This is a genomic window from Tepidibacter formicigenes DSM 15518 (assembly GCF_900142235.1).
GTDB lineage: Bacteria > Bacillota > Clostridia > Peptostreptococcales > Peptostreptococcaceae > Tepidibacter > Tepidibacter formicigenes.
Map to the genome: position 1 here is coordinate 1 of NZ_FRAE01000082.1, position 9,434 is coordinate 9,434.

Below are 9,434 nucleotides of genomic sequence, written 5' to 3' on the forward strand. Positions count from 1 at the left end.
GATTGCTCCATCCATTTGTGCTGCTCCTGTAATCATGTTCTTAACGTAGTCAGCATGTCCTGGGCAGTCTACGTGTGCGTAGTGTCTATTTGGAGTTTCATATTCAACGTGTGCTGTTGAAATTGTGATTCCTCTTTCTCTTTCTTCTGGAGCTTTATCTATATTTGCAAAATCTACTGCTTCTCCTAATTGGTATCTTGCATGTAATGTTTTTGTTATAGCAGCTGTTAATGTTGTTTTACCATGGTCAACGTGTCCTATTGTTCCAATATTAACGTGTGGCTTAGTTCTTTCAAATTTAGCTTTTGCCATTTTTTCTTCCTCCTTTTTTCAATAAACTCTTCCTAGTGTTTCATATTACAGTAAAAATTATGGAGCCCACGAGCGGACTCGAACCGCCGACCTCCGCCTTACCAAGGCGACGCTCTACCGACTGAGCCACATGGGCATTCTAAACTATCGTTAAATATTTTACTACTCATAAAAAACAAAGTCAATATGTTTTAACTATTTCTATTTTCTAAATATTTTTCAAGTTTTCTCTTTACTCTTTGAAGTGCATTATCTATTGATTTTACATGTCTTCCTAGTTTGTTAGCTATTTGTTGATAAGATTTGCCACTTAAGTAAAGTTCTAAAACCTCAAGTTCTAAACTACTAAGTATTTCACTTATTTTATTTTCTATATTTTTAAGTTCTTCCCTACTTATTATAAGTTCTTCAGGGTCTGTTATTACACTTGTTGTAATTATGTCCAAAAGTGTTCTATCTGATTCTTCATCATAAATAGGCTTATTCAAAGATATGTAGGAATTAAGAGGTATATGTTTTTGTCTTGTAGCAGTTTTTATAGCTGTTATTATTTGCCTTGTTATACAAAGCTCTGCAAAAGCTTTAAATGAAGAAGTTTTTTCTTCATCATAATCTCTTATTGCTTTATAAAGCCCTATCATTCCTTCTTGTATTATATCTTCTTTATCTGCTCCTATTAAAAAATATGATTTAGCTTTAGCTCTTACGAAATTTTTATATTTTTTTATTAAGTATTCTAAAGCTAATGTATCCCCCTTACTAGCCTTAAGAACAATTTCTTTTTGCATTTGTTCCTCTTCATTATTATAATTATTCTTTTCTTTTGCAACTAGCATTTGTACTCCCCTCCATAGGAAAATTGAATTTTCCTAAAAAACAAATTTTTTTGAAATTATCCACTATTACATTATAGATAACACAAATCCTATAGTCAAGCTATTTCAACGGCTTCTCCGTATCTTCTCAAGTTTCGACAAAGTTTCTTTATCAAGTATGGAATCTAATGTATTTTTTTGTATTTTTTTATTTTCTGTTTTTTTTCTTATTTTTTGTTTCGCAAAATCTATTTCAAATTTTAACTCTCTAGCAGATATCCTGCTAGCTCCTTTCCCTAATACAATCTGCTGTTCTGCCCAGTCATTAGTTGCAACTTTTATAATATCATTTTTTCTAAGTTCACTTATAAATTTTTCTATATAACTATCTGCCGTTTGATTTTCTTTTGTATAAACAACTTCTAAATTTCTATAATTTTGTATATTATTTCTTGCCCCTTTTACTAAATATGCATCAAATACAATTATAACTTTTATTCCTTTAAATGATGCATATTCCACAAGTATCTCTATTAGCTTTTGCCTTGATAATTCTAGATTTTCATTTCCCAATTCTTTTAAATCTTCCCAAGCATTTATTATGTTATAGCCATCTACAATAAGATATTCTCTCACATTATACCTCTTTAGTTTCTATTCTTTGTTTAAACACTTCGTATAATAGTATAGAAGAGGCAACAGATGCATTTAAAGAAGTTACTTTTCCTACCATTGGTATTCTTACTGTAAAATCACATTTCTCTTTTACAAGTCTAGATATTCCAAATCCTTCACTACCTATAACTATTCCAATAGGTCCAGTTAAATCCTTTTTATAATAATTTTCACCTTCCATATCCGCTGCCGCTATCCATATTCCTTCTTCTTTTAGTTTTTTTATTGTATTTACTATATTCGTCACTTTACACACAGGAACATATTCAACTGCACCGGCAGAGGCTTTAGCTACAACAGGAGTAATAGATGCAGATCTTCTTTTAGGTACAATTATTCCATGTGCTCCAACTGCATCTGCAGTTCTCATTATGGACCCTAAGTTATGAGGATCTGTTATTTCATCTAATATTATAATAAAAGAATCTTCTCCTTTATCTTTTGCTATGTTCAATATTTCATCCAGTTCATAATATCTATAGTTACTTCCCATGGCAATTACACCTTGATGAGAGTGCGACTCGCTTATCTCATCTAATTTTTTTCTATCAACATATTGAATAACTATACCTTTATCTTTAGCCATAGCAATTATTTTTTTTATAGAACCTTCCTTAGCTCCACTTGCTATCATAATTTTATCTATGTTTCTATCTCCTCTTAATGCTTCTATTACAGGATTTCTTCCTTCTATCTTTACCACAAAATCACCTCTTAAATTTTCTCGAATTTTTGCCTTATTTCATTCATTTTACCACAACTCATTTTTCCTTCTGGACACGGTCCTAATAAGCAATTTGGTCCTATATTTTTAAATATAATAGGAGCTACACTTCTAACTTCCTTAAGCATCTTTGTTGCAAGCTCCCTTATTTCCCATTGAGCTCTTTCACAACATCTATGCTTGAAGAAGTTAAATAAACTTCTTGCATTCATTGTAAACACCATTTTAGTTTCACAAGCGTTAGGGAATATATATCTAGCATCTTCTATTGCTTTTTTTTCTGAAAGCAATTTAGATTCTTTTTCAGTTTTCCCTTCTTTAATAAAATTATCATAATGTTTTTCAAATAAAATATCTACAAGTTCATCATAAGATTCTTGATCATCCTCCATAGCTTTTATAAATATTTCTTTAGCTTTAGGTACCTTTTCAATTTCTGGTGGTATTATATACTCAAAACTTCCTAACTTTACATACCTTTGACTTTGTTGAGAAAAGCTAGCTATACGATGTCTTACTATTTGATGAGAACAGCTTCTTGATATCCCTTCTACAGCAAAAGTAAAATTCACATGTTCAATAGGACTTTCATGACCTATACTTATAAGCATATTTAAAAACTTGTCCACTTTTTCAGGAGTCAAATCTTTTTCTATTTCATCAACCCCTACAGATGAATAGCAAAGTTTTGCTGCCATTGATATAACTTTTTCAGGATTTGGAGTATATTCAAGTAATTTAACCTTCATAAAAAAAGCCCCCCTTTATATTTTTTAATCATAAGTAATATTATATCATAATGTAAAAAAAAAAGTCCTAATATTACTTTTAATTAATATATAAATAAAAGCAATACAGGACTCTAGATTTACTCCATTCCCTCTATAAACTTAATAGTTTTATCTATTATAATCTCCATTTTTTCTTTTTGATTACTTAAATGTAAATAACCAATTAAAGCTTCAAATCCTGTAGCATATCTATAATCTTTTATATCAGCATTTTTAGGTACAGTATTTGATTTTTGATTTCTTCCTCTTCTTACAATATACATTTCCTCTTCACTAAGATTTTCTTCTAAATATAATACTGCAAGAGCTTGAGATTTTGCTTTAACAAAGCTAATAGCTCTTTTATGAAGATCCTTCACTTTACACATTCCATATTTTTTAATTAAATAATCCCTTACATAAACCTCATAAATAGCATCTCCCATATATGCAAGTACTAGAGGTGACATATTTCTGACTTCTTTATTTTCCATATTAAACTCTTCTCCATTTAGTTCCTTGTCTTGTATCTTCTAAAACTATTCCCATATCTAAAAGTCTATCTCTTATTTCATCTGCTAATGCAAAGTTCTTTTCTTTTTTAGCTTTAGTTCTCTGGTCAATAAGATTTTGAATTTCTTCATCTAAGGCTTCCTCTTTTTCTTTGTTAACTATATTTAAAACATTAGTAAGCTCTACAAATAAATCATAGCTTCTTTTAGCAAATTCTAAAGAAGATTCTTCATTAAGATTAGAATTTATGAATCTTGCAAGTTCAAAAATAACACTTATAGCATCAGCTGTATTTATATCATCATCCATAGATTCAATAAATCTTTGTTTATACTTATCTAATTCATCTAAAAGATTTTTTTCTTCTTCTTTTAAGTTACCACTTAGCTTTTCTAATAAAAACTCCAGTTTACCTTTAGTATTATATAATCTTTCAAGACCAGCTCCTGCTTGCTTTAACATTTCATCGCTAAAGTTAACTGGATTTTTATAGTGAGCAGATAACATAAAAAATCTAACTACCTCTAAATCAAACTCTTTAGATATATCTCTAACTGTAAAAAAATTGCCCTTAGATTTAGACATTTTCTCATTATTCACATTTATATATCCATTATGAAGCCAGTATCTTGCAAACTGATTTCCACTTCTTGCTTCACTTTGAGCTATTTCATTTTCATGATGAGGGAAAGTTAAGTCCTGTCCTCCTGCATGAATGTCTATAGTATCACCTAAATACCTTCTTGACATAACAGAGCACTCAATATGCCAACCTGGTCTTCCTTCTCCCCAAGGGCTATTCCACCCCGGTTCTCCTTCTTTTTTAGATTTCCAAAGAACAAAATCCATAGGATTCTTTTTTTTATCATTTATCTCTATCCTAGCCCCAGCTTCTAAATCCTCTAGATTTTGCTTTGAAAGTTTTCCATAATCTTTAAATTTTTTAGTATCAAAATATACATCTCCATCTACAACATAAGCATACCCTTTATTTTCTAAGTCTTTTACAAACTCTATTATCTCTTTTATGTTATCTGTAACCCTTGGATGTATAGTAGCTCTTTTAATTCCTAAACCATCTGCATCTATAAAATATTCCTTTATATACTTGCTAGCTACCTCATCAGCACTTATCTTCTCTTCATTAGCTTTATTTATTATTTTATCATCTACATCAGTAAAATTTTGAACATAAGTTACTTTATACCCTCTATACTCAAGATATCTTCTTAAAGTATCAAATATTATAAAAGGTCTTGCATTTCCTATATGAAAATAGTTATATACCGTAGGACCACATACATACATTTTTACTTTTCCTTCTTCTAGAGGAATAAATTCTTCTTTTTTTCTAGTTAGAGTATTATATAATTTCATTTTACCACCTCTTTATAATTTTTCATCTACTCTAATCCCATCTTTTCTTACTATCCTTGCTGGTATCCCTACAACTGTGCAATTATTAGGAACATCCTTTAAGACAACTGCATTAGCACCTATTTTTGAATTATCTCCTATTTCTATAGGACCTAATACTTTTGCTCCTGCTGATATTATAACATTATTCCCAACAGTTGGATGCCTTTTTCCTGTATCTTTTCCTGTTCCGCCTAAAGTTGACCCATGAAATATAGTAACATCATCTCCAACTTCTGCTGTTTCTCCTATTACTATACCCATTCCATGATCTATAAAAAGTCTTTTTCCTATTTTAGCTCCAGGATGTATTTCAATCCCAGTTAAAAATCTGCTTATTGTAGATATTATTCTAGCTGTAACAAAAAATCCCTTCTTATATAAAAAATGTGCAAGTCTATGAATTAAAATAGCGTGAAGTCCTGGATAGTTAAACAAAACTTCCAATGTACTTTTAGCTGCTGGATCTTTTTCTTTAATAACATTAATTTCATTAATTATAGTTTTCATATTTAATCCCCCTTAATCAATGCATAGTATATTTATCAATGCGATACAATTGTATCATATTGATAAATATATCATATTGATAATAAAATTTAAAGCCCCGAATTTAAAATTCAGGGCTTTTTGAGATTAATTTTGTAAAAATTCTATTTTTTTAGATGAATACTCTTTATATTCTTCTTCAGATATTATATTTTTTTCTTTCATCTTACTTAAAATATCCATAAATTCTTCACAAAGAGATTTTAATTCAAATTTAATGTCATCCACTTCTCTATCCATTTCCTTATCCCCCCTATAAAATTAAAGGTTATTAACATCCTCTAATCATTATACACATATTATGCACATATTATGCACAAATTTATACACAATATTCATTATTAATAAATATTATGCTTTTTTCAAAAAATTCCTTCATTATTTATAAATTTTTTTTATAGGGAGATATTAATTTAAATTTTAATATAAATTTCCTACACTTAAATATCTTTCTCCAGTATCAGGTGCTATTACAACTACATTTTTCCCTTTTCCTAATTTCTTAGCTACTTTAATAGCTGCAAATACAGCTGCTCCACATGATATTCCTAAAAACAATCCTTCTTTTTTGGCAAGTTCTCTTGAAGTATTATAAGATTCTTCAGTTGAAACAGTAATAATCCCATCTATTATATTTGTGTTTAAAACCTTAGGTATAAATCCTGCTCCTATTCCCTGTATTTTATGAGGTCCAGGTTTTTTACCTGATAAAACAGATGAATCTTTAGGTTCTACTGCATAAATTTTAATATTATCTATTTTTTCTTTCAACACCTCTCCAACACCAGTTATTGTTCCACCTGTTCCAACACCCGAAACAAAAGCATCTATATTAGAATCTAAGTCTCTAATAATTTCAATAGCGGTTGATTTTCTATGAGCATTTGGGTTATCCATATTTTCAAATTGACTAAGTATTACATAATCATCATTTTTAGAAACTAATTCATAAGCTTTTTCTATAGAACCCTTCATTCCCTTAGAACCTTCTGTAAGAATAATCTGTGCTCCATAAGCTTTTAATATTTTTCTTCTTTCCACACTCATAGTATCTGGCATAACTAAAATAACTTTATATCCTTTGTATGCCCCTACCATGGCAATTCCTATACCTGTATTTCCACTTGTAGGTTCAACTATTGTATAACCTTTTTTTAACGCTCCTCTTCTTTCCATTTCTTCTATCATATTAAGGGCTATTCTATCCTTTATAGATCCTCCAGGATTAAAATATTCAAGCTTAACATAAATATTAGCCGTATCACCATCAACTAAATTATTAAGTTTCACAATAGGAGTATTTCCTATAAGTTCTCCAATATTATTATAAATCATTAAACCTCCTCCTTATTCCCTAGTATTTCTATCAGAATAGTTTACTTAATAATATAACTACAATCTATTTTTGTCAATATCAAAATGATAATTTTTAAATATTAACTAGTTCTTACATAATATATATGTGCATAAAGGTGGTATTTTTAGTTGTTTTATATTTTCTTTAATTTCAATCCAAGGTCCATATAAATTTACTTCAAATTCATTTACAACTAATTTCCACGGTCCTTTTTTAGGCAACTGAACTATTACTTCTTTCTTATTTGCATTATGAACTATAAATATATATTTATAGTCTTTTTCATAAGTAGAATTCAAAATATAAGCTATCGCTTTAGGAGGAGTCTCAATAAATCTCAGATTTTTTTTTATTTCTTCTGATTTATCTAACATCATTACTTTTTGACTTTTTCTAAAATGAATCAATCCTTTGATATATTCAAAAGTTCTTATATATCTATTTTTTCTATACCAATTTATCTTATTAATTTCATCTCCTAAATTATAGCTATTATTATGTCCATTTTTACTTCTTAATATTTCTGAACCTCCATGAATAAAAGGAACTCCTTGAGAAGTAAGTATAATTGAAAGTGCTAATTTGTTCATTTTTTCTATTTCCTCTTTAGTAGATTCTGGATTACTTTTCTCAACTTTATCAAATAAGGTTAAATTATCATGTGAACTTACATAATTTATACTTTCTCCTGGCTCATTTGCAAATCCTTTTAATACATCATTATAGTAAATACTTCCAGTAATTCCTTTTTTTATTTTATTTTCTAAATCATATCCTCCATTTATAAATCCTAATCCAGTTCCATCATTATCTCCTTTTACAGCATTTCTAAATCCATCATTAAACACAGCAATTCCTGTTCCTCTTTGACATCCTTTTCTAAATTGAAGCTTATAATCTAAAGAAGAAATTCCTCCTGTCCAAGGCTCTCCATAAAGCAAAATATTAGGATTTATTTTTCTAAGTTCTTTTTCTACTTCTTTCATAGTTTCTATATCATGAAGCCCCATTAAATCAAAACGAAATCCATCTATTTTATATTCTGTTGCCCAAAACTTAAGACAGTCTATTATAAATTTTCTTACCATAGGCTTTTCTGATGCAATTTCATTTCCACATCCAGAACCATTTGAATAAGTTCCATTTTCATATGTCCGATAATAATATTTTGGAGCAATAATATCAAAAGGACTATTTCCTGTTTTATAAGTATGATTCAACACCATATCCATTACAACTCTGATATTATTTTCATGCAAAGATTTTATCATTTTTTTAAACTCTATTATTCTTATTCTTCCATCATAAGGATTTGTAGAGTAAGACCCTTCTGGAACACAATAAAGATATGGATCATATCCCCAATTATATTCTCCTTCTTTACTTTCATCTACACTTTGAAAGTCGAAAACAGGTAATAAATGAATATGAGTTATTCCAAGTTCTTTAAGATGATTTATTCCTGTAGATACTTTATTTATTCCTTTTGTTTTTTCTTCTGTAAAAGCTAAATATTTTCCTTTGTTTTTTATTCCTGAATTTTTATCTATTGAAAAATCCCTTACATGCATTTCATAAATAATAGATTCTGTATATTTTAAGTAAGAAGGGATGGAATGATTTTCCCATCCCTCAGGATTTAAATCATTAAAATCTACAATCATTCCTTTTTTACCATTAATTGTAGCACTTTTTGTATAGGGATCTGGAGTCTCTCTTTCTATACTATTTATAGTTACTTTATAATTGTAATATTTATTTTTATAATCTCCTTTAAGAATTAATTCCCATACACCATTTTCTTTTTTTATCATATTATGCTCATTTCCTACTATATCGTTATATATATTATAAATTACCACCTTAATTTTATCAGCAAAAGGAGACCAAACTTTAAATAATGTATATTCCTTTTTATAATTTGCACCTAAATCATCACCATTATACATAAAACTTTTCATAAAAACCTCCCTCTATATACTTTTATTTTCTCTTAAATACTCTCTATTTCTTACAATTTCATAAATTGATAGATATAATTTTTGGATATAACTTCAACATATTCAATTTTATGGATATAGAAATGTATAACCCCAGAAAATCAGTGTTTTTACCAAAATATTACTGGAATTAATCCACTAATTTCATGGCGACGTACCCTCCCATGTCTCACAGGATCAATGTCCCTAAATTCCTTCGTTCAGTCTATCCATGATGTGGTATCAGCTATGCTCCTTTGCGGGGTCAAATGCCCTAATGGTTAATATATCTGCTGAATTCCTAGCTATATTTTCTCAAAGTAC

General features: G+C 28.9%; 11 protein-coding genes and 1 tRNA gene. All 12 read right to left on the bottom strand.

Features of this window, described 5'->3' with window-relative positions; genetic code table 11:
- Positions 1 to 312: GTP-binding protein (locus BUA77_RS11790; protein WP_242939121.1), on the bottom strand; the 312-nt coding region annotated here is incomplete at its 3' end.
- Positions 313 to 372: 60 nt separating this feature from the next.
- A tRNA-Thr gene (locus BUA77_RS11795) sits at positions 373 to 448 on the bottom strand.
- Between the two features lie 55 nt (positions 449 to 503).
- A complete protein-coding gene (gene sigH, locus BUA77_RS11800; protein ID WP_072890498.1) occupies positions 504 to 1,148 on the bottom strand; it encodes an RNA polymerase sporulation sigma factor SigH in 645 nt (214 codons plus the stop codon).
- Between the two features lie 105 nt (positions 1,149 to 1,253).
- A complete protein-coding gene (locus tag BUA77_RS11805) occupies positions 1,254 to 1,763 on the bottom strand; it encodes an NYN domain-containing protein (protein WP_072890501.1) in 510 nt (169 codons plus the stop codon).
- A 1-nt stretch (position 1,764) separates the two neighbouring features.
- Positions 1,765 to 2,505, bottom strand: a complete 741-nt coding sequence (gene rlmB, locus BUA77_RS11810; protein WP_072890504.1) for a 23S rRNA (guanosine(2251)-2'-O)-methyltransferase RlmB — start codon at positions 2,503 to 2,505, stop codon at positions 1,765 to 1,767.
- A gap of 11 nt (positions 2,506 to 2,516) precedes the next feature.
- On the bottom strand, positions 2,517 to 3,275 hold the full coding sequence (thyX, locus tag BUA77_RS11815; protein WP_072890508.1) for an FAD-dependent thymidylate synthase: 759 nt from the start codon (positions 3,273 to 3,275) through the stop codon (positions 2,517 to 2,519).
- A 119-nt stretch (positions 3,276 to 3,394) separates the two neighbouring features.
- On the bottom strand, positions 3,395 to 3,790 hold the full coding sequence (locus BUA77_RS11820) for a Mini-ribonuclease 3 (RefSeq protein WP_072890512.1): 396 nt from the start codon (positions 3,788 to 3,790) through the stop codon (positions 3,395 to 3,397).
- Between the two features lies 1 nt (position 3,791).
- Positions 3,792 to 5,186, bottom strand: a complete 1,395-nt coding sequence (gene cysS, locus BUA77_RS11825) for a cysteine--tRNA ligase (RefSeq protein WP_072890515.1) — start codon at positions 5,184 to 5,186, stop codon at positions 3,792 to 3,794.
- Positions 5,187 to 5,198: 12 nt separating this feature from the next.
- Positions 5,199 to 5,735 (bottom strand): serine O-acetyltransferase EpsC, encoded by a 537-nt coding sequence (gene epsC, locus BUA77_RS13580; protein ID WP_143151360.1) that lies wholly within the window; start codon positions 5,733 to 5,735, stop codon positions 5,199 to 5,201.
- 126 nt (positions 5,736 to 5,861) lie between these two features.
- Positions 5,862 to 6,014, bottom strand: a complete 153-nt coding sequence (locus tag BUA77_RS14000; RefSeq protein WP_159428991.1) for a hypothetical protein — start codon at positions 6,012 to 6,014, stop codon at positions 5,862 to 5,864.
- Positions 6,015 to 6,194: 180 nt separating this feature from the next.
- On the bottom strand, positions 6,195 to 7,109 hold the full coding sequence (cysK, locus tag BUA77_RS11835; protein WP_072890518.1) for a cysteine synthase A: 915 nt from the start codon (positions 7,107 to 7,109) through the stop codon (positions 6,195 to 6,197).
- A 105-nt stretch (positions 7,110 to 7,214) separates the two neighbouring features.
- Positions 7,215 to 9,092 (bottom strand): type I pullulanase, encoded by a 1,878-nt coding sequence (pulA, locus tag BUA77_RS11840; protein ID WP_072890521.1) that lies wholly within the window; start codon positions 9,090 to 9,092, stop codon positions 7,215 to 7,217.
- Between the last annotated feature and the right edge of the window lie 342 nt (positions 9,093 to 9,434).